Annotated in this window: 35 protein-coding genes; all 35 read right to left on the bottom strand. The window is 46.1% G+C overall.

Features of this window, described 5'->3' with window-relative positions; translation table 11 throughout:
* Window positions 1-31: 31 nt before the first annotated feature.
* On the bottom strand, window positions 32-421 hold the full coding sequence (gene rpsK, locus J4N39_RS01520; RefSeq protein WP_004398450.1) for a 30S ribosomal protein S11: 390 nt from the start codon (window positions 419-421) through the stop codon (window positions 32-34).
* A gap of 17 nt (window positions 422-438) precedes the next feature.
* Window positions 439-795 (bottom strand): 30S ribosomal protein S13, encoded by a 357-nt coding sequence (rpsM, locus tag J4N39_RS01515; protein ID WP_005450559.1) that lies wholly within the window; start codon window positions 793-795, stop codon window positions 439-441.
* 146 nt (window positions 796-941) lie between these two features.
* Window positions 942-1,055: a 50S ribosomal protein L36 gene (rpmJ, locus tag J4N39_RS01510; RefSeq protein ID WP_000868186.1), complete on the bottom strand. Its 114-nt coding sequence runs from the start codon at window positions 1,053-1,055 to the stop codon at window positions 942-944.
* A gap of 39 nt (window positions 1,056-1,094) precedes the next feature.
* Entirely contained in the window at window positions 1,095-2,432 is a 1,338-nt protein-coding gene (gene secY / locus J4N39_RS01505) for a preprotein translocase subunit SecY (RefSeq protein WP_252021329.1), read from the bottom strand.
* A 24-nt stretch (window positions 2,433-2,456) separates the two neighbouring features.
* Window positions 2,457-2,891: a 50S ribosomal protein L15 gene (gene rplO, locus J4N39_RS01500; RefSeq protein WP_252021327.1), complete on the bottom strand. Its 435-nt coding sequence runs from the start codon at window positions 2,889-2,891 to the stop codon at window positions 2,457-2,459.
* Window positions 2,892-2,896: 5 nt separating this feature from the next.
* Window positions 2,897-3,073, bottom strand: coding sequence for a 50S ribosomal protein L30 (gene rpmD / locus J4N39_RS01495; RefSeq protein ID WP_004410429.1), 177 nt, complete (start codon window positions 3,071-3,073; stop codon window positions 2,897-2,899).
* Between the two features lie 7 nt (window positions 3,074-3,080).
* Window positions 3,081-3,584 carry a 30S ribosomal protein S5 gene (gene rpsE, locus J4N39_RS01490; RefSeq protein ID WP_252023583.1) on the bottom strand — a complete coding sequence of 168 codons (504 nt, stop codon included), beginning with the start codon at window positions 3,582-3,584 and terminating at the stop codon, window positions 3,081-3,083.
* 13 nt (window positions 3,585-3,597) lie between these two features.
* Window positions 3,598-3,951 (bottom strand): 50S ribosomal protein L18, encoded by a 354-nt coding sequence (rplR, locus tag J4N39_RS01485; protein ID WP_252021325.1) that lies wholly within the window; start codon window positions 3,949-3,951, stop codon window positions 3,598-3,600.
* A gap of 9 nt (window positions 3,952-3,960) precedes the next feature.
* Window positions 3,961-4,494, bottom strand: coding sequence for a 50S ribosomal protein L6 (gene rplF, locus J4N39_RS01480; RefSeq protein ID WP_252021322.1), 534 nt, complete (start codon window positions 4,492-4,494; stop codon window positions 3,961-3,963).
* A 12-nt stretch (window positions 4,495-4,506) separates the two neighbouring features.
* Complete coding sequence (gene rpsH / locus J4N39_RS01475) at window positions 4,507-4,899, bottom strand: 30S ribosomal protein S8 (protein ID WP_252021320.1); 393 nt, start codon at window positions 4,897-4,899, stop codon at window positions 4,507-4,509.
* A 29-nt stretch (window positions 4,900-4,928) separates the two neighbouring features.
* Complete coding sequence (gene rpsN / locus J4N39_RS01470) at window positions 4,929-5,234, bottom strand: 30S ribosomal protein S14 (protein ID WP_252021318.1); 306 nt, start codon at window positions 5,232-5,234, stop codon at window positions 4,929-4,931.
* A 17-nt stretch (window positions 5,235-5,251) separates the two neighbouring features.
* On the bottom strand, window positions 5,252-5,791 hold the full coding sequence (gene rplE, locus J4N39_RS01465) for a 50S ribosomal protein L5 (protein ID WP_252021316.1): 540 nt from the start codon (window positions 5,789-5,791) through the stop codon (window positions 5,252-5,254).
* Window positions 5,792-5,814: 23 nt separating this feature from the next.
* Window positions 5,815-6,132, bottom strand: coding sequence for a 50S ribosomal protein L24 (gene rplX, locus J4N39_RS01460; protein WP_252021314.1), 318 nt, complete (start codon window positions 6,130-6,132; stop codon window positions 5,815-5,817).
* 11 nt (window positions 6,133-6,143) lie between these two features.
* Entirely contained in the window at window positions 6,144-6,515 is a 372-nt protein-coding gene (rplN, locus tag J4N39_RS01455; RefSeq protein WP_252021312.1) for a 50S ribosomal protein L14, read from the bottom strand.
* A gap of 162 nt (window positions 6,516-6,677) precedes the next feature.
* On the bottom strand, window positions 6,678-6,932 hold the full coding sequence (gene rpsQ, locus J4N39_RS01450; protein ID WP_252021310.1) for a 30S ribosomal protein S17: 255 nt from the start codon (window positions 6,930-6,932) through the stop codon (window positions 6,678-6,680).
* Window positions 6,932-7,123, bottom strand: coding sequence for a 50S ribosomal protein L29 (gene rpmC, locus J4N39_RS01445; RefSeq protein WP_164647220.1), 192 nt, complete (start codon window positions 7,121-7,123; stop codon window positions 6,932-6,934). The genes rpsQ and rpmC overlap by 1 nt, the downstream gene beginning before the upstream one ends.
* Window positions 7,123-7,533 (bottom strand): 50S ribosomal protein L16, encoded by a 411-nt coding sequence (rplP, locus tag J4N39_RS01440; protein ID WP_252021308.1) that lies wholly within the window; start codon window positions 7,531-7,533, stop codon window positions 7,123-7,125. Before rplP ends, rpmC begins: the two co-directional genes overlap by 1 nt.
* 11 nt (window positions 7,534-7,544) lie before the next feature.
* The gene (rpsC, locus tag J4N39_RS01435) at window positions 7,545-8,243 is read right to left on the bottom strand and encodes a 30S ribosomal protein S3 (RefSeq protein ID WP_252021305.1); all 699 of its coding nucleotides are present in this window, start codon (window positions 8,241-8,243) and stop codon (window positions 7,545-7,547) included.
* Window positions 8,244-8,260: 17 nt separating this feature from the next.
* The gene (rplV, locus tag J4N39_RS01430; RefSeq protein WP_252021303.1) at window positions 8,261-8,593 is read right to left on the bottom strand and encodes a 50S ribosomal protein L22; all 333 of its coding nucleotides are present in this window, start codon (window positions 8,591-8,593) and stop codon (window positions 8,261-8,263) included.
* 10 nt (window positions 8,594-8,603) lie between these two features.
* Window positions 8,604-8,882, bottom strand: a complete 279-nt coding sequence (gene rpsS, locus J4N39_RS01425) for a 30S ribosomal protein S19 (protein WP_004736729.1) — start codon at window positions 8,880-8,882, stop codon at window positions 8,604-8,606.
* Window positions 8,883-8,903: 21 nt separating this feature from the next.
* Window positions 8,904-9,728 (bottom strand): 50S ribosomal protein L2, encoded by an 825-nt coding sequence (gene rplB / locus J4N39_RS01420; RefSeq protein WP_252021301.1) that lies wholly within the window; start codon window positions 9,726-9,728, stop codon window positions 8,904-8,906.
* 16 nt (window positions 9,729-9,744) lie between these two features.
* Window positions 9,745-10,047 carry a 50S ribosomal protein L23 gene (gene rplW / locus J4N39_RS01415; protein WP_053410099.1) on the bottom strand — a complete coding sequence of 101 codons (303 nt, stop codon included), beginning with the start codon at window positions 10,045-10,047 and terminating at the stop codon, window positions 9,745-9,747.
* Window positions 10,044-10,646, bottom strand: coding sequence for a 50S ribosomal protein L4 (gene rplD / locus J4N39_RS01410; protein ID WP_252021298.1), 603 nt, complete (start codon window positions 10,644-10,646; stop codon window positions 10,044-10,046). Before rplD ends, rplW begins: the two co-directional genes overlap by 4 nt.
* 17 nt (window positions 10,647-10,663) lie before the next feature.
* Window positions 10,664-11,293 carry a 50S ribosomal protein L3 gene (gene rplC, locus J4N39_RS01405; protein WP_252021296.1) on the bottom strand — a complete coding sequence of 210 codons (630 nt, stop codon included), beginning with the start codon at window positions 11,291-11,293 and terminating at the stop codon, window positions 10,664-10,666.
* Window positions 11,294-11,307: 14 nt separating this feature from the next.
* Window positions 11,308-11,619: a 30S ribosomal protein S10 gene (gene rpsJ, locus J4N39_RS01400; protein WP_001181007.1), complete on the bottom strand. Its 312-nt coding sequence runs from the start codon at window positions 11,617-11,619 to the stop codon at window positions 11,308-11,310.
* A 414-nt stretch (window positions 11,620-12,033) separates the two neighbouring features.
* Window positions 12,034-12,510 carry a bacterioferritin gene (gene bfr, locus J4N39_RS01395; protein ID WP_252021294.1) on the bottom strand — a complete coding sequence of 159 codons (477 nt, stop codon included), beginning with the start codon at window positions 12,508-12,510 and terminating at the stop codon, window positions 12,034-12,036.
* Window positions 12,511-12,604: 94 nt separating this feature from the next.
* Window positions 12,605-12,802: a (2Fe-2S)-binding protein gene (locus J4N39_RS01390; protein WP_252021292.1), complete on the bottom strand. Its 198-nt coding sequence runs from the start codon at window positions 12,800-12,802 to the stop codon at window positions 12,605-12,607.
* 399 nt (window positions 12,803-13,201) lie between these two features.
* Window positions 13,202-14,386: an elongation factor Tu gene (gene tuf, locus J4N39_RS01385; protein WP_252021290.1), complete on the bottom strand. Its 1,185-nt coding sequence runs from the start codon at window positions 14,384-14,386 to the stop codon at window positions 13,202-13,204.
* 119 nt (window positions 14,387-14,505) lie between these two features.
* Window positions 14,506-16,602 (bottom strand): elongation factor G, encoded by a 2,097-nt coding sequence (gene fusA, locus J4N39_RS01380; protein ID WP_252021288.1) that lies wholly within the window; start codon window positions 16,600-16,602, stop codon window positions 14,506-14,508.
* A gap of 163 nt (window positions 16,603-16,765) precedes the next feature.
* Window positions 16,766-17,236, bottom strand: coding sequence for a 30S ribosomal protein S7 (gene rpsG / locus J4N39_RS01375; protein WP_252021286.1), 471 nt, complete (start codon window positions 17,234-17,236; stop codon window positions 16,766-16,768).
* 97 nt (window positions 17,237-17,333) lie between these two features.
* A complete protein-coding gene (rpsL, locus tag J4N39_RS01370; RefSeq protein ID WP_004399892.1) occupies window positions 17,334-17,708 on the bottom strand; it encodes a 30S ribosomal protein S12 in 375 nt (124 codons plus the stop codon).
* Window positions 17,709-17,949: 241 nt separating this feature from the next.
* Window positions 17,950-18,225, bottom strand: a complete 276-nt coding sequence (tusB, locus tag J4N39_RS01365; RefSeq protein WP_252021284.1) for a sulfurtransferase complex subunit TusB — start codon at window positions 18,223-18,225, stop codon at window positions 17,950-17,952.
* An 8-nt stretch (window positions 18,226-18,233) separates the two neighbouring features.
* Window positions 18,234-18,590, bottom strand: a complete 357-nt coding sequence (gene tusC / locus J4N39_RS01360) for a sulfurtransferase complex subunit TusC (protein ID WP_252021283.1) — start codon at window positions 18,588-18,590, stop codon at window positions 18,234-18,236.
* Window positions 18,587-18,979 (bottom strand): sulfurtransferase complex subunit TusD, encoded by a 393-nt coding sequence (tusD, locus tag J4N39_RS01355; protein ID WP_252021281.1) that lies wholly within the window; start codon window positions 18,977-18,979, stop codon window positions 18,587-18,589. Before tusD ends, tusC begins: the two co-directional genes overlap by 4 nt.
* Window positions 18,976-19,656 (bottom strand): helix-turn-helix transcriptional regulator, encoded by a 681-nt coding sequence (locus J4N39_RS01350; RefSeq protein WP_252023582.1) that lies wholly within the window; start codon window positions 19,654-19,656, stop codon window positions 18,976-18,978. Before J4N39_RS01350 ends, tusD begins: the two co-directional genes overlap by 4 nt.
* Window positions 19,657-19,876: the final 220 nt, after the last annotated feature.

Raw genomic sequence — 19,876 nt, 5'->3', positions numbered from 1 at the left:
TTCTTTCTCCAGTTTTCCTAAAAACGAAACGTTATACGCGACGTTTCTTAGGTGGACGACAACCGTTATGAGGGATCGGAGTAGCATCAACGATGTTTGTGATGCGGTATCCAGCAGCGTTTAGTGCGCGGATAGTTGACTCACGACCTGGACCTGGGCCCTTAACCATAACTTCTAAGTTCTTTAGACCGTACTCTTTAGCCATTTCGCCTGCGCGCTCTGCTGCAACCTGTGCTGCGAACGGAGTAGACTTACGAGAACCACGGAAACCTGAACCACCTGCAGTAGCCCACGCTAGTGCGTTGCCCTGACGGTCAGTAATGGTAACGATTGTGTTGTTGAAAGATGCATGGATGTGCGCTACGCCATCAGCAACTTGCTTGCGTACGCGCTTACGAGCGCGAGTTGGTTGTTTTGCCATTGTACTCTACCTTCCGATTACTTTTTGATCGGCTTACGCGGACCCTTACGGGTGCGAGCATTGGTTTTAGTACGCTGTCCACGTAGTGGTAGACTGCGACGATGACGAAGACCACGGTAACAGCCAAGGTCCATTAGACGCTTGATGTTCATGGAAACTTCACGACGTAGATCACCCTCTACAGTGTACTTAGCTACACCATCACGCAGTTGATCGATCTGCTCTTCAGTTAGTTCACTGATCTTAACATCTTCAGCAATACCCACTTCAGCTAGGATAGCTTGAGAGCGAGTTTTACCGATACCGTAGATCGCAGTAAGTGCGATTACAGCATGCTTTTGATCAGGAATGTTAATGCCTGCTATACGGGCCATTATTCACTCCAAATGTTTCTAAAAAGAATAGCCGCAGCAAAGCCCGTTATGGATACGCTGCGGAATACTACTTCTTTTGCACGCAAAAGGTAGGCCGAGGAATATACTCGACCATACCTTATATTTCAAGTAAAAATTTCTGCTAATTAGCCTTGGCGTTGCTTATGCTTTGGCTCACTGCAAATTACACGCACAACACCGTTGCGCTTGATAACTTTACAGTTACGGCAGATTTTTTTAACGGAAGCACGAACTTTCATTGCTAAACTCCGTAAGTGTAATCTGTCAACTACCGCCGATTAACGGCCATAGCCTTTCAGATTAGCTTTCTTCAACACAGAATCATACTGTTGAGACATCAGATGAGTCTGTACCTGTGCCATGAAATCCATGATTACTACCACTACGATAAGTAGTGAAGTACCGCCGAAGTAGAAACGTACGTTCCACGCGACCATCATGAACTCTGGGATCAGACAGATAAAGGTAATGTACAGAGCGCCCGCAAGGGTTAGTCGTGTCATCACTTTATCGATATATTTCGCTGTCTGCTCACCTGGGCGGATACCGGGTACGAATGCACCAGACTTCTTCAAATTATCTGCTGTTTCACGCGGGTTGAATTGCAACGCCGTGTAGAAGAAGCAGAAGAAGATAATCGCTGCTGCATAAAGCACTACATACAATGGTTGACCTGGGCTAAGAGCCAAAGACACGTCAGTTAGGAAACTAAGCGCGCTGTCCTCACCACCAGAGTTACCAAACCATTGAGCCAGTGTTCCTGGGAACAAAATAATGCTCGATGCAAAAATCGCTGGAATTACACCTGCCATATTAATTTTAAGTGGCAGGTGCGTGCTTTGTGCTGCAAAAACCTTACGACCTTGTTGACGCTTCGCGTAGTTTACAACGATACGACGTTGACCACGCTCCATGAAAACTACGAAGTAGATTACAGCAAAAGCTAATACACCGATTAGCAGCAGAAGAAGTACGTGCAATTCACCTTGACGCGCTTGCTCGATTGTTTGACCAACTGCCGAAGGCAATCCAGCAACGATACCTGCAAAGATAATGAGAGAAATACCATTACCAATTCCGCGCTCAGTAATCTGTTCACCTAACCACATCAAGAACATGGTACCGGTTACTAGACTGATGGTAGCAATTAGCGTGAACATGGTTTGGTCGATAACGACCAGATTGTCGACCATGTTCGGTAGGCCAGTTGCAATACCAATGGCTTGGAATGTTGCAAGCACTAGCGTGCCGTAGCGTGTGTATTGGCTTATCTTACGACGGCCAGCTTCACCCTCTTTTTTGAGTTCAGCCAACGCTGGGTGAACTACTGTAAGCAACTGAACTACGATCGATGCCGAAATATACGGCATGATGCCCAGTGCTAAGATGGATGCACGCTCAAGTGCACCACCGGAGAACATGTTAAACATTTCAACGATGGTGCCCTTCTGCTGATCAAAAAGATCGGCAAGTACAGCTGCGTCAATACCAGGAATCGGCACAAAAGAGCCGGCTCGGAATACTAAAAGTGCACCTATTACGAATAGTAAGCGCGACTTTAGTTCAGCTAAGCCGCTTTGAGCACTACGAAAATCTTGTCCTGGTTTCTTTGCCATCTGTACCTCGTCCCTCGAGTATTATTATTCCTCGATTTTACCGCCAGCAGCTTCGATAGCAGCTTTAGCGCCTTTAGTCACGCGAAGACCTTTAACAGTCACAGCTTTGCTAAGTTCACCAGAAAGAACAACTTTTACGAATTCGATGTTCTTAGTGATTAGGTTAGCAGCTTTAAGGCTGTTTAGATCGATCACGTCAGCTTCAACTTTCGCTAGCTCAGCTAGACGAATTTCAGCTGTTACTAGGCTCTTGCGAGAAGTAAAACCGAATTTTGGTAGACGTTGTTTAAGAGGCATCTGACCGCCTTCAAAACCAACGCGTACTTTACCGCCTGAGCGTGATTTTTGACCTTTGTGGCCACGACCACCAGTCTTGCCTAGGCCTGAACCGATACCACGGCCTACGCGCTTCTTAGAAGGCTTAGAACCAGCAGCCGGTGATAGAGTATTCAAACGCATTCTGATTACTCCTCAACTTTAACCATGTAGTAAACCTTGTTGATCATGCCGCGTACGCACGGAGTATCTTCAAGTTCTACTGTGTGGTTGATTTTACGAAGGCCTAGACCTTTAAGACACGCTTTGTGCTTAGGTAGTCGACCAATTGAGCTTTTAGTTTGAGTTACTTTGATAGTTGCCATGGTAATCTTACTCCGAAATAGCTTCAACAGTTAGACCACGTTTAGCAGCAACCATTTCTGGTGACTTCATGCCGCTCAGACCATCGATCGTTGCACGAACGATGTTGATAGGGTTCGTTGAACCGTACGCTTTCGCAAGTACGTTGTGAACACCTACAACTTCAAGTACTGCACGCATCGCACCACCGGCGATGATACCTGTACCTTCAGCAGCTGGCTGCATGTAAACTTTAGAGCCTGTGTGGCGACCTTTCACAGCGTGGTGAAGAGTGCCATCTTTAAGCGCTACAGTAACCATGTTACGGCGCGCTTTTTCCATTGCTTTTTGAATCGCAGCAGGTACTTCACGAGCTTTGCCGTAACCGAAACCTACACGACCGTTACCGTCACCAACTACAGTTAGTGCAGTAAAGCTAAAGATTCGACCACCTTTAACCGTTTTAGAAACACGGTTAACAGCGATCAGCTTTTCTTGCAAATCTGAAGCTTGTTGTTGTTGTTCTTTAGACATCATCAACCCTACCTTAGAATTTCAGACCAGCTTCGCGAGCAGAATCTGCTAGCGCCGCTACTCGACCGTGGTATTGGAAACCAGAGCGATCGAATGCAACTGAAGACACGCCTTTTTCAAGAGCGCGCTCAGCAATAGCTTTACCTACTGCTTGTGCTGCTTCGATGTTACCAGTGTATTTCACTTGCTCACGGATCGCTTTTTCTACAGTAGAAGCGGCTGCGATAACCTCAGAGCCGTTCGCTGCGATAACTTGAGCGTATACGTGGCGAGGAGTACGGTGTACTACCAGGCGAGTTGCACCAAGTTCTGCAATCTTACGACGTGCACGTGTAGCACGACGGATGCGAGATGCTTTCTTATCCATAGTGTTACCTTACTTCTTCTTAGCTTCTTTAGTACGCACATTTTCATCTGCGTAACGAACACCTTTACCTTTGTAAGGCTCAGGCTCACGGTAAGAACGAATGTCAGCTGCAACCTGACCAACAAGTTGTTTGTCACAACCAGTTAGTACGATCTCAGTTTGGCTTGGACACTCAGCTTTGATACCCGCTGGCAGTTCATGCTCAACTGGGTGAGAGAAGCCTAGAGTTAGGCCTACAGCGTTGCCTTTGATAGCAGCACGGTAACCTACACCCTTAAGGATTAGCTTCTTAGTAAAGCCTTCAGTAACACCAACAACCATGTTGTTAACTAGAGCGCGAGCAGTACCTGCTTGTGCCCATGCGTTAGCAACACCTTCTTTCGGACCGAAAGTTAGGTTGTTTTCTTCCTGAGCTACTACAACTCCTGCGTTAAGAACGCGAGTTAGTTCACCTTTAGGACCTTTTACGCTTACTTCTTGGCCGTTTAGTTTCACCTCTACGCCAGCTGGAATAGCGACAGGTGCTTTAGCAACACGAGACATAGTCTACTCCTATTAAGCTACGTAACAGATGATTTCACCACCAAGACCTGCTTTACGAGCAGCACGGTCAGTCATAAGACCTTTGGAAGTGGAAACTACAGCAATACCCAGACCACCCATTACAGATGGTAGCTCGTCTTTCTTCTTGTAAACACGAAGAGATGGACGAGAAACACGTTGGATTTGCTCAATTACTGGTTTCGCTTGGAAGTACTTAAGAGTAACTTCTAGCTCTGGTTTCGCTTCGCCGCTTACAGCGAAGTCTGCGATGTAACCTTCAGCTTTTAGTAGTGCAGCAATTGCAACTTTAAGCTTTGAAGAAGGCATAGTTACAGCAACTTTGTTTGCTGCCTGACCGTTACGAACGCGGGTCAGCATATCCGAAATCGGATCTTGCATGCTCATAAACTTTACTCCAAATGATTAAGTGGCAATTACCAGCTAGCCTTACGAAGACCCGGAATCTCGCCTTTCATGCAAGCTTCACGAACCTTAATACGGCTTAGACCGAACTTACGTAGGTAACCGTGTGGACGACCAGTTTGGTTACAACGGTTGCGCTGACGTGATGCACTTGAATCACGTGGAAGAGTTTGCAGTTTAAGAACTGCGTTCCAACGATCTTCTTCAGATGCGTTTACATCGCTGATGATAACTTTTAGCGCTGCACGCTTTTCAGCGTACTTAGCTACAAGCTTCGCACGCTTTGCTTCGCGTGCTTTCATAGATTGTTTAGCCATAACAGTAACCCTTCACCTTACTTACGGAATGGGAAGTTAAAGGCAGCCAGCAGAGCTCGGCCTTCCTCATCAGTGCTTGCAGACGTCGTGATAGTGATATCAAGACCGCGAACACGATCGACTTTATCGTAGTCGATTTCCGGGAAGATGATTTGCTCGCGAACGCCCATGCTGTAGTTACCGCGTCCGTCAAAAGACTTAGCGCTAACGCCACGGAAGTCACGTACACGTGGAAGAGCGATGTTAATCAAACGCTCAAGAAAATCCCACATACGTTCGCCACGCAAGGTTACTTTACAACCGATTGGGTAGCCTTCACGGATTTTGAAACCTGCAACAGATTTACGCGCTTTAGTGATTAGTGGCTTCTGACCAGAGATCGTTGCCATATCAGCTGCTGCGTTTTCTAGCAGTTTCTTATCGTTGATTGCTTCACCCACACCCATGTTTAGGGTGATCTTTTCGATTCTAGGGACTTGCATGACGCTTGTGTAGCTGAACTCTTTGGTCAGTTCAGCGACTACAGACGACTTGTAGTAATCATGCAGTTTCGCCATAGTAGAACTCCAAATTACTTCTATTAGTTAGAAACGGTTTCGCCGTTAGACTTGAAGAAACGAACTTTTTTGCCGTCTTCAATACGGAAACCGATACGGTCAGCTTTACCAGTAGCTGCGTTAAAGATTGCAACGTTAGAAGCATCAATAGCTGCTTCTTGTTCAACGATGCCACCTTGTTGACCAAGAGCCGGTACAGGCTTCTGGTGCTTCTTAACAAGGTTGATACCTTCAACGATAACTTTACCGGTTGCTAGAACCTTAGTTACTTTACCGCGCTTGCCTTTATCTTTACCAGCAAGAACGATTACTTCGTCATTACGACGGATTTTAGCTGCCATTTTATAGCTCCTTACAGTACTTCAGGTGCTAGTGAAACAATCTTCATGAATTTCGCATTACGAAGTTCACGAGTCACTGGACCAAAGATACGTGTGCCGACTGGTTGCTCAGTAGTGTCGTTCAACAATACACAAGCATTACGGTCGAAGCGAATGACAGAACCGTCTGGACGACGAACGCCTTTACGGGTGCGCACAACCACCGCCTTCAGAACGTCACCTTTCTTTACTTTACCGCGAGGAATTGCTTCCTTCACAGTAACTTTGATAACGTCACCGATATGTGCATAACGACGGTGAGAACCACCCAGAACCTTAATACACATTACACTGCGAGCGCCTGAGTTATCAGCTGCGTCCAGCATACTTTGCATTTGGATCATGTTAGTGCTCCGCTAAATGTTACAAAAAATAGACCCTCTCGGGTCGGCTGCCTCTTTAAAAGGGACGCGAATTGTACCACCCTTTTTTCAGATTGGGTAGACAAAAAATAAGCGGCTCGAAAAAAAAATTCCGAGCCGCTTTTTCGCAGTATCAAAAGGAAATTAGAATTTCGCTTTTTCTACTACGCGTACCAGAGTCCAAGACTTAGTCTTAGACAGTGGACGACATTCACGAACTTCAACAGTGTCGCCTAGGCCACACTCGTTGTTTTCGTCATGTGCGTGTAGTTTAGTCGTGCGCTTTACGTACTTGCCGTAAATTGGGTGTTTAACCATGCGCTCGATAGCAACAACGATAGACTTATCGCCTTTGTCGCTAACAACACGACCAAGTTGAGTACGGATTTTGTCGCTCATTATGCGCCTGCCTTCTCAGTCAAAACAGTTTTAACACGTGCGATATCACGACGTACAGCTTTAAGAGTGTGAGTTTGCTGAAGCTGACCAGTTGCAGCCTGCATACGCAGGTTGAACTGCTCGCGTAGCAAATTCAATAGCTCAGCGTTAAGTTCTTCAACGCTTTTTTCGCGTAGCTCTTGTGCTTTCATTACATCACCTGCTTAGTTACAAATGTTGTTTTGATAGGCAGTTTGCGAGCCGCTAGGCGGAACGCTTCACGTGCCAACTCTTCAGATACGCCGTTCATTTCGTACATAACCTTACCTGGCTGGATTTGTGCAACCCAGTACTCAACGTTACCTTTACCTTTACCTTGACGAACTTCAAGAGGTTTTTCAGTAATTGGCTTGTCTGGGAAAATACGAATCCAGATTTGGCCTTGACGTTTGATGTGACGTGTCATAGCACGACGAGCCGCTTCGATCTGACGAGCAGTGATACGACCACGGCCAGTTGCTTTAAGACCGAATTCGCCGAAGCTTACTTCAGTACCTTTAGCTAGACCACGGTTACGACCAGTCTGAACCTTACGGAACTTAGTACGTTTTGGTTGTAGCATCGTTAGACTCCTTACTTACGGCTCTTACGCTGCTTCTTAGGCTTGTCAGCCTTTGGCTCTACAGCGTTAGCTGCTGGCATGCCGCCTAGGATTTCACCTTTGAAGATCCAAGTCTTGATGCCGATCACACCGTATTGAGTGTGAGCCGAAGAAGTTGCGTAATCAATGTCAGCACGTAGGGTGTGTAGTGGCACACGGCCTTCACGGTACCATTCAGTACGCGCGATTTCAGCGCCGCCTAGACGACCGCTTACTTCTACTTTGATACCCTTAGCACCCAGACGCATTGCGTTTTGAACTGCACGCTTCATAGCGCGACGGAACATAACACGACGCTCTAGCTGAGATGCGATGCTGTCGCCAACAAGTTGTGCGTCTAGCTCAGGCTTACGTACTTCAGCGATGTTAATTTGCGCTGGTACACCTGCAATTTTAGCTACAGCTGCGCGTAGCTTCTCAACGTCTTCACCTTTCTTACCGATAACAACGCCTGGACGAGCAGTGTGAATAGTCACACGGATGCTCTTAGCAGGACGCTCGATAACGATACGTGATAGTGAAGCTTTTTTCAGTTCGCTCGTAAGGAACTGACGTACCTTGAAGTCGCCGTCTAGGTTGTCAGCGAAATCTTTGGTGTTAGCAAACCATGTAGCATTCCAAGGCTTAACGATGCCAAGACGAATACCATTAGGATGTACTTTTTGACCCATTGCTTTCTCTCCTAGTCTTAAGCGTCTGCAACAACAACAGTGATGTGGCTTGAACGCTTCAAGATACGATCCGCACGACCTTTAGCACGAGGCATAATACGCTTCATGATAGGGCCTTCATCTACAAAGATTTTAGCGACTGATAGATCGTCGATATCTGCACCTTCGTTGTGCTCCGCGTTAGCGATAGCAGACTCAAGAACTTTCTTGATTAGATCAGCAGCTTTCTTGTTGCTGAAAGTCAGAATTTCTAGAGCTTGGTCTACAGATTTACCACGAATTTGATCCGCAACTAAGCGAGCTTTCTGTGGAGAAATACGAGCAAAGTTATGTTTAGCGATAGCTTCCATTATCTACTCCTTATTTCTTCTTAGCTTTCTTATCCGCAGCGTGACCGCGGTAAGTACGAGTTGGTGCGAATTCACCCAGTTTGTGACCGATCATTTCTTCGGTTACGAAAACTGGTACGTGCTGACGACCATTATGGACAGCGATGGTCAAACCGATCATCGTAGGGATGATCATTGAACGACGGGACCAAGTCTTAATAGGCTTTTTGTCTCCGCTTTCCACCGCTTTCTCTACCTTCTTCAGCAAGTGTAGGTCAATAAATGGACCTTTCTTGAGAGAACGTGGCATGGCGATTCCTCTTTATATAGATTACTTGTTACGACGACGTACGATGTACTTGTCAGTGCGCTTGTTCTTGCGAGTCTTAAAGCCTTTAGTTGGCTGACCCCAAGGAGATACTGGGTGACGACCACCAGAAGTACGGCCTTCACCACCACCGTGTGGGTGGTCTACTGGGTTCATTACTACACCACGTACGGTTGGACGTACGCCGCGCCAGCGTGAAGCACCAGCTTTACCTAGTTCACGTAGCATGTGCTCAGAGTTACCAACTTCACCGATCGTTGCACGACCTTCAGAAAGAACTTTGCGCATCTCGCCAGAACGTAGACGGATTGTTACGTATGCACCGTCGCGAGCAACGATTTGTACGTACGCACCAGCAGAACGTGCTAGCTGAGCACCTTTACCAGGCTTAAGCTCAACACAGTGAACAGTAGAACCCACTGGGATGTTACGCATCGGCAGAGTGTTACCTGCTTTGATTGGCGCATCAACACCAGACTGGATTACGTCACCAGCATTTACACCTTTAGGTGCAATGATGTAACGACGCTCACCGTCTTTGTATAGAACTAGTGCAATGTTTGCACTACGGTTTGGATCGTATTCCAGGCGCTCAACTGTCGCTGGGATACCGTCTTTTTGACGTTTGAAGTCAATTACACGGTAGTGGTGCTTATGACCGCCGCCGATGTGACGTACTGTAATACGACCGTTGTTGTTACGACCACCATTCTTAGAGTTTTTCTCTAGAAGTGGAGCGTATGGCTTACCTTTGTGAAGGTCAGCGTTAACAACTTTAACTACGTGACGACGACCAGGGGAAGTCGGCTTACATTTAACAATAGCCATTGTTTAACTACTCCTGTTATTCCGCGCCGCCAACGAAGTCAAGATCTTGACCTTCTTTCAAAGTAACGTACGCTTTCTTAACGTCTGAACGACGACCTTGGCGTAGACCTTGACGTTTGGTCTTACCCTTAGTGATAAGAGTATTTACAGACTTAACTTCAACTTCAAATAGCTTTTCTACAGCTGCTTTGATCTCTTTCTTAGTAGCATCGATAGATACTTTGAAAACGATAGTGTTCGCTTTCTCAGCAGCCATAGTTGCTTTTTCAGAGATGTGCGGAGCACGTAGAACTTTTAGGATACGTTCTTCAGTGATCATGCTAGCATCTCCTCAACTTGCTTAACTGCTTCAGCAGTCATAAGAACCTTGTCAAATGCAACTAGAGATACTGGATCAACACCAGCAACGTCACGTGCGTCAACTTTGTATAGGTTACGAGCAGCTAAGAATAGATTTTCGTCTACTTCGCCAGTTACGATTAGAACATCGTTAAGCTCAAGTTCTTTAAGCTTAGCTACTAGCTCTTTAGTTTTTGGTGCTTCTACTGAGAAGTTATCAACAACGATTAGACGCTCTTGACGAACTAGCTCAGAAAGAATGCTCTTCATAGCACCACGGTACATTTTCTTGTTTACTTTAACGCTGTGATCTTGTGGTTTCGCAGCAAAAGTAACACCACCTGTACGCCAGATTGGGCTACGAATTGTACCAGCACGTGCACGGCCAGTACCTTTTTGACGCCATGGCTTAGCGCCACCGCCAGATACTTCTGAACGCGTTTTTTGAGCACGAGTACCTTGACGAGCACCTGCTGCGTACGCAACAACTACTTGGTGTACAAGAGCTTCGTTAAACTCACGTCCGAAAGTAGTTTCGGAAACAGTTAGTGCATCAGCACCTTTAACCATTAGTTCCATTACTTACTCCTGAGACGTTATGCTTTAACAGCTGGTTTAACGATCACGTTACCGCCAGTTGCGCCTGGTACTGCACCTTTAATAAGAAGCAGGTTGCGCTCAGCGTCAACACGTACGATCTCTAGGTTTTGAGTCGTTACACGCTCAGCACCCATGTGACCTGCCATTTTCTTGCCTTTAAACACGCGACCTGGAGTTTGACATTGGCCAATTGAACCCGGTGCACGGTGAGACAATGAGTTACCGTGAGTCATATCTTGAGTAGAGAAGTTCCAACGCTTAACAGCGCCTTGGAAGCCTTTACCTTTAGATGTACCAGTAACGTCTACTTTTTTAGTTTCGTTGAATAGTTCAACAGTTAGCTCAGCGCCAACTTCGAACTCTTCGCCGTTTTCTAAACGGAATTCCCAAAGACCGCGGCCCGCTTCAACACCTGCTTTCGCAAAGTGACCAGCTTCTGGCTTAGATACACGGTTAGCTTTCTTAGCGCCTGCAGTTACCTGGATAGCAGCGTAGCCGTCTTGCTCAAGAGTACGTACTTGAGTTACACGGTTAGCTTCTACCTCAACAACTGTTACAGGGATAGAAACGCCTTCTTCGGTAAATACGCGGGTCATACCCACTTTACGTCCGACTAGACCAATCATTATTCTAATCTCCCTTAACCTAGGCTGATTTGAACATCAACACCAGCTGCAAGGTCTAGACGCATAAGAGCATCAACAGTCTTGTCAGTTGGTTCTACGATGTCGATCAGACGCTTGTGAGTACGGATTTCGTACTGGTCACGCGCATCTTTGTTAACGTGAGGAGAGATAAGAACAGTGAAACGCTCTTTACGAGTAGGTAGTGGGATAGGACCACGAACCTGTGCGCCAGTACGTTTTGCTGTTTCAACGATTTCCGCAGTTGAAGCATCGATTAGTTTGTAATCGAAAGCTTTAAGGCGGATACGAATACGTTGGTTCTGCATGAGACAGAGCTCCAATTCAAAATAAATTACACAAACAATATCGCCACTCAAACTCGTCAAGACGAGTGAATGCCGATTGATTTATGTGAAACCGTAGCATCCAAAATCAGGATGCATTGTCAGTTAATTTTCGATTAACTCTTTCTACCCAAAGGATAGAGAACTAATTGTATTAACCGCGAACATAAGCTGAGTATACATTACCAAGCGATTTCGCTTGCTCCTCAGTGCTCATTGGTTCACAACTGGCTTAACCAGTGGCGAGCATTATACAGATCACAGTTTCGGTTGCAAGGTCTGTTTGAAAATTAATCGAAGCAAATTTAAGCGATTGGATTTGGGGATGTTTGAGCAAAGTAAGGAAAGCGGAATGATCCCACTCCCCTATCGAATAAGGGAGTGAGAATTTGCAAACTACTCTTCATCGACAAACTGTGCTTGAAGATAATTTTCGATGCCAGTAAGCTCGATAAGACCAAGCTGAGTTTCCAGCCAATCTACATGCTCTTCTTCATCTTCTAGAATATCTTGGAACAAGTCGCGAGAAACGTAGTCTCGTATGCTTTCTGCGTAAGCAATTGCCTCTTGAAGATCAGGAATAGCCGCCATCTCTAACTTGAGGTCGCATTCGAGCATTTCTTTGGTGTCTTCCCCTATCATCAATTTGCCTAGATCTTGCAAATTAGGGAGCCCTTCCAGAAAAAGAATACGTTCAATAAGGTGGTCAGCGTGTTTCATCTCATCGATGGATTCGTGATATTCCTTATCGGCGAGGTGTTTGAGCCCCCAATCTTTGTACATGCGGGCGTGAAGGAAGTATTGGTTAATCGCAACAAGTTCGTTGCCCAATATGATATTGAGATGTTCTATGATTTTTGGATCGCCTTTCATGACTAAGCCCTCCTCTTGGCTTCTTATAAATGTAGAAGCCTCTTAAGAAGAGTCAAAAAAAACGCCAATGTTTATTGGATAATTTTCAGAACTATTATCCAGCTTGTTGGTATTGAGCGGAGAGTTTGTCGTTGGTTTCATTGATGATGGCTTTGGCCATCGGTACGCATTTGCCACATTGAGAGCCAAGAGGAGTAACTTCTCGAATAGCACGTACACTTGAAAAACCTTTCTCTGTCACCATCTGGCGAATCAATTTATCTGATACACGGTGACATACACAAACAATCATACAAACTCCTTACCGAACACACTTAGTGTAAATGGTAATGGTTCGCATTGCTAGTTACAGTTTTGTAAATTTTAGAATGGTTGGTTATAAGGAGGGCTGGGAAATGGGAAACGGGAAACGGGAAACGGGAAACGGGAAACGGGAAACGGGAAACGGGAAACGGGAAACGGGAAACGGGAAACGGGAAACGGGAAACGGGAAACGGGAAACGGGAAACGGGAAACGGGAAACGGGAAACGGGATTCTATGTATTAATGATGTTCAGTCAACAACTTTCGCCGATTACCGTAAGCGAAGCGTCCGTTGGCCGACTGTCGAGATCAAAAAAGGAGAGCCGAAGCTCCCCTTTTTCAGATGCGTGTTCTTCTTACGAAGAAGCGTGCAAGATTCAACTAAATATTAGTCGAAGATCTTAGCAACAACACCAGCACCTACAGTACGGCCACCTTCACGGATAGCGAAACGTAGGCCTTCGTCCATAGCGATTGGAGCGATTAGTGTAACAGTCATTTGAACGTTATCACCTGGCATTACCATTTCAACGCCTTCTGGAAGCTGGATGTCACCAGTTACGTCCGTAGTACGGAAGTAGAACTGTGGACGGTAGCCTTTGAAGAAAGGAGTGTGACGGCCGCCTTCGTCTTTAGAAAGTACGTATACTTCAGACTCGAACTTAGTGTGTGGGTTGATTGAGCCAGGAGCTGCAAGAACTTGACCACGCTCAACTTCGTCACGCTTAGTACCACGTAGAAGTGCACCAACGTTCTCACCAGCACGACCTTCGTCAAGAAGCTTACGGAACATCTCAACACCAGTACAAGTAGTAGTTGTAGTCTCTTTGATACCTACGATTTCTACTTCGTCACCTACAGTTAGGATACCGCGCTCGATACGACCAGTTACAACAGTACCACGACCTTGGATCGAGAATACGTCTTCGATTGGCATTAGGAACGGCTGGTCTACAGCACGCTCTGGCTCTGGGATGTAAGAATCTAGAGCTTCAGCTAGCTCAACGATCTTGTCTTCCCATTGTTTTTCGCCGTTTAGTGCACCAAGAGCAGAACCTTGGATTACTGGTAGGTCGTCGCCTGGGAATTCGTACTCAGAAAGAAGTTCACGAACTTCCATTTCTACTAGTTCTAGTAGTTCTTCATCGTCAACCATGTCACATTTGTTCATGAATACGATGATGTATGGGATACCAACCTGACGGCCAAGTAGGATGTGCTCACGAGTCTGAGGCATTGGGCCGTCAGTCGCAGCTACTACTAGGATACCACCGTCCATTTGCGCAGCACCAGTGATCATGTTTTTAACGTAATCGGCGTGTCCTGGGCAGTCTACGTGTGCGTAGTGACGAGTTGGAGTGTCGTACTCAACGTGAGAAGTTGCGATTGTGATACCGCGCTCACGCTCTTCTGGAGCGTTATCGATAGATGCGAAGTCTTTCGCTTCACCGCCGTACACTTTAGCTAGAGTAGTACAGATTGCAGCAGTTAGAGTTGTTTTACCGTGGTCAACGTGGCCGATAGTACCAACGTTAACGTGCGGTTTAGTACGTTCAAATTTTTCTTTAGACACGATCGTGTTCCTTCCTAGTTATGATTCGCCCCGAATTCAGCTCCGAGGCGCGCCAGAATTTGCTATTTTATGCGTCAACTCTCATCAACGCAATAGGTTCGTTATTAATCAAATAACGATTAACCACGTTCTGCAATAATAGCATCCGCAACGTTTTTCGGTACTTCTGCATACTCGCTGAATTCCATCGAGTAAGAAGCACGTCCTTGCGTCGCTGAACGTAGGTCTGTTGCGTAACCGAACATAACGGACAACGGCACCTGTGCACGAATAATCTTCAGGCCAGCGGTACCCTCGTCCATACCTTCGATAATGCCGCGGCGACGGTTAAGGTCACCAACAACATCGCCCATCCAGTCTTCTGGAGTGGTTACTTCTACTTTCATCATTGGCTCTAGAATTACTGGTTGAGCTTCAAGCGCACCCTTTCTAAATGCCATCGAGCCAGCGATCTTAAACGCCATCTCGTTTGAGTCGACATCGTGGTATGAACCATCGTATAGCGTTGCTTTAATATCCAGCATTGGATAGCCAGCAAGCACACCGTTGTTCATTTGCTCCTCGATACCTTTCGATACCGAGCTGATGTATTCCTTAGGAACCACACCACCAACGATCTCGTCTACAAAAACAAACCCTTCGCCAGGTTCTGATGGTTCAATCTTCAGCCATACATGACCGTATTGACCGCGACCACCTGATTGACGAACAAATTTGCCTTCAGCTTCTGTGTTGCCGCGAATGGTTTCACGGTATGCAACTTGCGGTTTACCCACGTTACAATCAACACTAAATTCACGCTTCATACGGTCAACGATGATGTCTAGGTGAAGTTCACCCATACCTGAAATCAGGGTTTGGCCTGTTTCGTCATCGGTTTCCACACGGAACGATGGATCTTCTGCCGCTAGTTTTCCTAGAGCAATACCCATTTTTTCTTGGTCTGCTTTCGAGCGTGGCTCTACAGCGATCTGAATTACTGGCTCAGGGAATTCCATGCGCTCAAGAATCACTTTGTGGTTCTGGTCACACAGGGTGTCACCTGTTGTCACTTCTTTGAGACCGATCGCTGCTGCGATATCACCCGCACGAACTTCTTTAACTTCTTCACGCTTGTTTGAGTGCATCTGTACGATACGACCGAAACGTTCACGTTTTTCCTTAACTGAGTTGTAGACCGTATCACCGGAATTTACAACACCAGAGTAAACGCGCATGAAGGTTAGCGTGCCAACAAACGGGTCAGTCGCAATTTTGAACGCAAGCGCTGAGAACGGTTCGTTATCATCAGCATGACGCTCTACTTCGTTCTCGCTTTCGTCAACGCCTTTAATCGCTGGAACGTCAACCGGAGAAGGGAGGAATTCGATCACTGCATCCAGTACCGCTTGTACACCTTTGTTTTTGAACGCACTACCACAAGTGGCCAGTACGATTTCGTTGTTTAGAGTACGAGTACGAAGTGCTTGTTTGATCTCAGCTTCTGATAGTTCACCTTCTTCAAGGTATTTATCCATCAGTTCTTCACTTGCTTCCGCTGCCGCTTCAACTAGGTTGTTGCGCCACTCTTCCGCTTCTTCTTGCATATCCGCTGGAATGTCTTCGTAAGTGAAAGACATGCCTTGGTCGGCTTCATTCCAGTTGATCGCTTTCATCTTGATAAGGTCGATAACACCTTTGAAGTCATCTTCCGCACCAATGTTTAGCTGGATTGGAACAGGGTTCGCACCCAGACGATCTTTAATTTGGTCTACAACACGTAGGAAGTCTGCACCTGCACGGTCCATCTTGTTAACAAATACCATGCGAGGAACGCTGTATTTGTCTGCTTGACGCCATACGGTTTCAGATTGAGGTTCAACACCAGATGAGCCACAGAATACAACTACTGCACCATCAAGCACGCGCAAAGAACGCTCTACTTCGATAGTAAAGTCAACGTGTCCTGGGGTATCGATGATGTTTACGCGGTGATCTTGGAATTGAGCTTCCATACCACGCCAGAAGGTAGTCGTCGCAGCTGAGGTGATTGTGATACCACGCTCTTGCTCCTGCTCCATCCAGTCCATGGTTGCTGCACCATCGTGAACTTCACCAATTTTGTGAGAAAGGCCGGTGTAGAACAGAATACGCTCAGTTGTGGTGGTTTTACCTGCATCCACGTGAGCACAGATACCGATATTACGGTAACGCTCGATAGGGGTTTTGCGAGCCACTTTGCATCCTCAGTTCTTAGAACAGTTAGTAGGAATTATTAATGTTTCAAATACAAAACTATCGCTTAAAAAAGCGATGGCGTTATCAGGCTATTTGAAAGATGAATAAGCCCTAGTAAGTTTAAGGTAAAGTGCTGCGGCGAGCCGCAGCACTTTAAAGGCATTACCAGCGGTAATGAGCGAACGCTTTGTTAGCGTCAGCCATGCGGTGAACGTCTTCACGTTTCTTAACCGCAGTACCTTTGTTCTCAGACGCATCTAGCATTTCAGCAGCTAGGCGTTGAGCCATAGATTTTTCACCACGCTTACGCGCAGCTTCAACCAACCAACGCATAGCAAGTGCGTTACGGCGAACCGGACGTACTTCTACAGGTACTTGGTAAGTTGAACCACCTACACGGCGAGATTTAACCTCTACCGCTGGGCGAACATTTTCAAGAGCTTCTTCAAATACAGCTAAGTGGTCTTTACCAGACTTCTCAGCCATTGTATCTAGTGCACCGTAAACGATTTTTTCAGCAGTTGATTTCTTACCGTCAACCATTACGATGTTTACAAATTTTGCCAGCAGCTCAGATTTGAACTTAGGATCTGGAAGGATCTTACGCTGACCAATTACGCGACGACGTGGCATGGAAATTCTCCGTTGTCTTCTTCAGGTTATCCAAAACTTTTCAGTTTCTTCAAAAATTAAAAATAATTTAGTGTTTGGCCTTACTTAACGGAATCCATTAAGACTTAGGACGCTTCACACCGTACTTAGAACGACCTTGTTTACGGTCATTTACGCCTGCACAGTCAAGTGCACCACGAACAGTGTGGTAGCGAACACCCGGAAGGTCTTTAACACGACCGCCACGGATTAGAACAACTGAGTGCTCTTGAAGGTTGTGACCTTCACCGCCGATGTACGAAGTTACTTCGAAACCGTTTGTTAGACGTACACGACATACTTTACGTAGTGCCGAGTTAGGTTTTTTAGGTGTAGTAGTGTAAACACGAGTACATACACCACGTTTTTGTGGACACGCTTCTAGTGCAGGCACGTTGCTTTTAACAACTTGCTTTGCACGAGGCTTACGTACCAACTGGTTAATAGTTGCCATTAACTAGCTCCTGAATTTACTTAAAGTAAGCTTTGTGAAAAATCTATCCCTAACTACCATTGGCAATTAGGGACGCAAAATTCTATTCAGAGGTGAGAGGTGTGTCAAGAAATATACGGATCTTTTTTGAGCAGATTTGCTGCAACGGTCAGGAAAAGGAACCCGATTGAGCTGCCTATTATTTTGATAGAGGCGCTACAAGCGCATATCTAGTCAGCAAAGAGTGGTGCAGTGCCGGAGATTATGCCCAAGTCGCTGATTTGTCCTGAGCAACCGTAAGGCGAACAAAACCATTATAATCTAGCTGTTCAATCGATGGAGAAATGCGTTGTGCGATACCTCGAGCAACACAATCTTCTATGAGTACCGCTACGTTTTGTTTCGGCAAGTTGGCAAACGCAAAGTGCTGTGAATTACTCGCGTAGACCGCATCTTCAATGAGTAAGAAATTATCGCCTGCTGTTGCATATTGGTTGGCTTGTGTTACTGCCGCAACCGTCTTAATGATGTGTAGCATAGTGACTCCTAAAACGTCAGCAGCTTGCCAGCTTGATTAAGTTTGCTTGCAATTTCAGTCCTTGATAGCTTCTGCGCTTCAATGACCAAGTCAGCATGACCTAAACCTCGCTCTTCGAGTGACTCAAGGCAGACGTAAACCTGCTCTATGTCATACAGGTCAAACAATTTAAGCATTGGCGCATAATCTTTACTCAGGATGACGCCTGGCTGCTGCCCTTGCAGCAACTGACTTACGCCATCACCAACAAAAATAACGCTGATATCCTCACAATAAGCGGAAGCGGCCATCAGCGCATCAATACCTTCTCGACCACCACTAGAAGCGTGCGGTGATGACTGGAATAGATAAGTTAACTGACTCAAAATTGCACCACTCTATCTTGGGTTAACATAGCCTCAGCAAGCGAACCAAGCCCTGCTTGAGTAAAACCTTCGGCCAAGTTGTGATTGGCTAATCCGTGTTGCTGCGCCTCGTCCTCACTTACGATGCCTCGACGTAATGCCGCTGCAACGCAAGTCTCCAGACGTACTTGATGTTCTTTGGCCAGCTTTTGCCACGCTTTGGTGGTATCGACCTCATCATTAGCAGGTACTGCTAATGCGCTGCCATTACTTACTCCATCTTGATAAAAAAACACACTGCGAAGAGTGTGTCCTTGGGAGATTAATGCGTTAGCAAATTGCAGCGCTGTACGTGAGGACTGACTGCCATAGCCAGCCCCGTTGACCACCAGCGTGTAGCTTAAGCTCACTTTTCGCCATCCTCTGTTTTGCGTTGACGTATATACAAGTAAACCGTGTGCTTAGAAATATTCAAGCGGTCTGCAACACGGTTAATCGCATCCTTAATATCAAAAATGCCTTTATCGTATAGGTCCATAACAATTTGTCGGTTCTTAGTATTGTTTGAAACTGACTTATCGGCATTGATCTCTTCGATAGTACGTTCAACCGTCTGATCTACCAGCTCTTCAACGTCGCTGGCAAAGTTAACCGAAGATGCAGCATCTTTGGCGTCATCGGTCGGCATGAATGACTGCAACACCTGAGAGAAAGGGGCATCAAGGTTAACATTAATACATAGTAGGCCAATCACGCGGTTATCCGAGTTACGGATCGCAATGGTGATCGACTTCATCAATACGCCACCTTTTGCTCGGGTAAAATATGAACGAGAAAAGTTACGTTCCGAGCCTTCGATGTCTTTAAGCATTTTTAGCGCAAGGTCAGTGATTGGCGAGCCGACAGTACGACCGGTATTTTCGCCGTTGGCAATTTTCACCGCCGAGGTGTTGAGGTCTTCCAGTGAGTGCAGCACGATCTCACAGTGAGGACCGATCAAGCTTGCCAGTCCATCTACTACCGCTTCATAGGAGCGTAATATGGTTTTGTCGTGCGCCGTGAAAGGTTTTACGTCAATGGACTCCATTTCCAATAGTGAGTCCGTGTCGATTGTGACTTCTTTTGTATCCACGTTTACCAATCCAATGTAGTTATTTTTCTCAACGAATTACTGCAAGTTTATCAGATTTTTTGAATTCACAACCGTCATCCCTATGCCCAACAGGTGACATAGCGCAAACATTCGTGAATTTATCGTACTGCGACCGCTCAAAATCAAGTCAAAAAAAAGAGCCCCGTAGGACTCT

Origin of the sequence: Vibrio sp. SCSIO 43136, assembly GCF_023716565.1 — a bacterium.
Taxonomy (GTDB): Bacteria; Pseudomonadota; Gammaproteobacteria; order Enterobacterales; family Vibrionaceae; genus Vibrio.
This window is presented reverse-complemented; position numbering and strand designations above follow the sequence as displayed.

Excerpts from the sequence above, each read along its gene's own strand:
- rpsK (WP_004398450.1), bottom strand. The coding sequence starts at position 421 with ATGGCAAAACAACCAACTCGCGCTCGTAAGCGCGTACGCAAGCAAGTT.
- rpsM (WP_005450559.1), bottom strand. The coding sequence starts at position 795 with ATGGCCCGTATAGCAGGCATTAACATTCCTGATCAAAAGCATGCTGTA.
- rpmJ (WP_000868186.1), bottom strand. The coding sequence starts at position 1,055 with ATGAAAGTTCGTGCTTCCGTTAAAAAAATCTGCCGTAACTGTAAAGTT.
- secY (WP_252021329.1), bottom strand. The coding sequence starts at position 2,432 with ATGGCAAAGAAACCAGGACAAGATTTTCGTAGTGCTCAAAGCGGCTTA.
- rplO (WP_252021327.1), bottom strand. The coding sequence starts at position 2,891 with ATGCGTTTGAATACTCTATCACCGGCTGCTGGTTCTAAGCCTTCTAAG.
- rpmD (WP_004410429.1), bottom strand. The coding sequence starts at position 3,073 with ATGGCAACTATCAAAGTAACTCAAACTAAAAGCTCAATTGGTCGACTA.
- rpsE (WP_252023583.1), bottom strand. The coding sequence starts at position 3,584 with ATGTCTAAAGAACAACAACAACAAGCTTCAGATTTGCAAGAAAAGCTG.
- rplR (WP_252021325.1), bottom strand. The coding sequence starts at position 3,951 with ATGGATAAGAAAGCATCTCGCATCCGTCGTGCTACACGTGCACGTCGT.
- rplF (WP_252021322.1), bottom strand. The coding sequence starts at position 4,494 with ATGTCTCGTGTTGCTAAAGCACCTGTCGCTATTCCAGCTGGCGTAGAG.
- rpsH (WP_252021320.1), bottom strand. The coding sequence starts at position 4,899 with ATGAGCATGCAAGATCCGATTTCGGATATGCTGACCCGCGTTCGTAAC.
- rpsN (WP_252021318.1), bottom strand. The coding sequence starts at position 5,234 with ATGGCTAAACAATCTATGAAAGCACGCGAAGCAAAGCGTGCGAAGCTT.
- rplE (WP_252021316.1), bottom strand. The coding sequence starts at position 5,791 with ATGGCGAAACTGCATGATTACTACAAGTCGTCTGTAGTCGCTGAACTG.
- rplX (WP_252021314.1), bottom strand. The coding sequence starts at position 6,132 with ATGGCAGCTAAAATCCGTCGTAATGACGAAGTAATCGTTCTTGCTGGT.
- rplN (WP_252021312.1), bottom strand. The coding sequence starts at position 6,515 with ATGATCCAAATGCAAAGTATGCTGGACGCAGCTGATAACTCAGGCGCT.
- rpsQ (WP_252021310.1), bottom strand. The coding sequence starts at position 6,932 with ATGAGCGACAAAATCCGTACTCAACTTGGTCGTGTTGTTAGCGACAAA.
- rpmC (WP_164647220.1), bottom strand. The coding sequence starts at position 7,123 with ATGAAAGCACAAGAGCTACGCGAAAAAAGCGTTGAAGAACTTAACGCT.
- rplP (WP_252021308.1), bottom strand. The coding sequence starts at position 7,533 with ATGCTACAACCAAAACGTACTAAGTTCCGTAAGGTTCAGACTGGTCGT.
- rpsC (WP_252021305.1), bottom strand. The coding sequence starts at position 8,243 with ATGGGTCAAAAAGTACATCCTAATGGTATTCGTCTTGGCATCGTTAAG.
- rplV (WP_252021303.1), bottom strand. The coding sequence starts at position 8,593 with ATGGAAGCTATCGCTAAACATAACTTTGCTCGTATTTCTCCACAGAAA.
- rpsS (WP_004736729.1), bottom strand. The coding sequence starts at position 8,882 with ATGCCACGTTCTCTCAAGAAAGGTCCATTTATTGACCTACACTTGCTG.
- rplB (WP_252021301.1), bottom strand. The coding sequence starts at position 9,728 with ATGGCTATTGTTAAATGTAAGCCGACTTCCCCTGGTCGTCGTCACGTA.
- rplW (WP_053410099.1), bottom strand. The coding sequence starts at position 10,047 with ATGATCACTGAAGAACGTATCCTAAAAGTTCTACGTGCTCCGCACATC.
- rplD (WP_252021298.1), bottom strand. The coding sequence starts at position 10,646 with ATGGAACTAATGGTTAAAGGTGCTGATGCACTAACTGTTTCCGAAACT.
- rplC (WP_252021296.1), bottom strand. The coding sequence starts at position 11,293 with ATGATTGGTCTAGTCGGACGTAAAGTGGGTATGACCCGCGTATTTACC.
- rpsJ (WP_001181007.1), bottom strand. The coding sequence starts at position 11,619 with ATGCAGAACCAACGTATTCGTATCCGCCTTAAAGCTTTCGATTACAAA.
- bfr (WP_252021294.1), bottom strand. The coding sequence starts at position 12,510 with ATGAAAGGCGATCCAAAAATCATAGAACATCTCAATATCATATTGGGC.
- J4N39_RS01390 (WP_252021292.1), bottom strand. The coding sequence starts at position 12,802 with ATGATTGTTTGTGTATGTCACCGTGTATCAGATAAATTGATTCGCCAG.
- rpsG (WP_252021286.1), bottom strand. The coding sequence starts at position 17,236 with ATGCCACGTCGTCGCGTAATTGGTCAGCGTAAGATCCTTCCAGATCCT.
- rpsL (WP_004399892.1), bottom strand. The coding sequence starts at position 17,708 with ATGGCAACTATTAACCAGTTGGTACGTAAGCCTCGTGCAAAGCAAGTT.
- tusB (WP_252021284.1), bottom strand. The coding sequence starts at position 18,225 with ATGCTACACATCATTAAGACGGTTGCGGCAGTAACACAAGCCAACCAA.
- J4N39_RS01350 (WP_252023582.1), bottom strand. The coding sequence starts at position 19,656 with ATGGAGTCCATTGACGTAAAACCTTTCACGGCGCACGACAAAACCATA.